The following is a 639-nucleotide window of genomic DNA, read 5'->3' on the forward strand; positions in this document are numbered from 1 at the left end:
CGCAGTCCTCCCTGGCATCCTGCAACATCTAACTAAGATCATCCGCAACGTCGTTACCATCAGCAGCTATTTCCTCCTCGCCCGTTTGATTTCCTTCAAATCCAACATACTGAGCAAAGTCCGGAATATTGTCGTCTTCCACTTCATCTTCTTCCATTTCAACACCTTGCTCTCCGTGGGATGTCCAACAATTATAGCTTGGCATGAACCCCGACTCAAACAAGTGGAAATGAATAGTCCTGGATGCAGAATACTCCTTCTGATTCTTACACTTATTGCATGGACAACAAATAAAACCCTTTTGCCTGTTAGCTTCGGCCACTCTCAAAAAATAATGCACGCCGTCAATAAACTCTTTGGACCGCCGGTCAGCGTACATCCATTGCCGATCCATCTACATGAAATGAAAAAAAATCGTACACAAATAATTATTCGTACAATAATGACAGTCATACAATAATTATAAAATAATTATAAACTCTTTCAACAGTCACGCAATAATGACATATCATTATTCATACAAAAATTATAAAATATTCCACTAAATAATTCTTATTTACTATTTCTAAAGTTTTAAACTAATATAAATGTGTTGTACTTCTTTTAATTTTCATTTTAGTTTGTTTTCTATTATTTAAG

The 639-nt window shown here is 35.7% G+C and carries 1 protein-coding gene; it reads right to left on the bottom strand.

All coding sequences use genetic code 11. The annotated features are described in order from the left end of the window. Positions 1-28: 28 nt before the first annotated feature. Positions 29-157, bottom strand: a complete 129-nt coding sequence (locus QQK43_RS23770) for a hypothetical protein (protein WP_284309653.1) — start codon at positions 155-157, stop codon at positions 29-31. Positions 158-639 lie beyond the last annotated feature (482 nt).

This window comes from Hydrogenophaga electricum, assembly GCF_030160815.1.
Lineage (GTDB): Bacteria > Pseudomonadota > Gammaproteobacteria > Burkholderiales > Burkholderiaceae_C > Hydrogenophaga > Hydrogenophaga electricum.

Coding starts and splice junctions, on each gene's coding strand:
- QQK43_RS23770 (WP_284309653.1), bottom strand. CDS start 157: ATGGAAGAAGATGAAGTGGAAGACGACAATATTCCGGACTTTGCTCAG.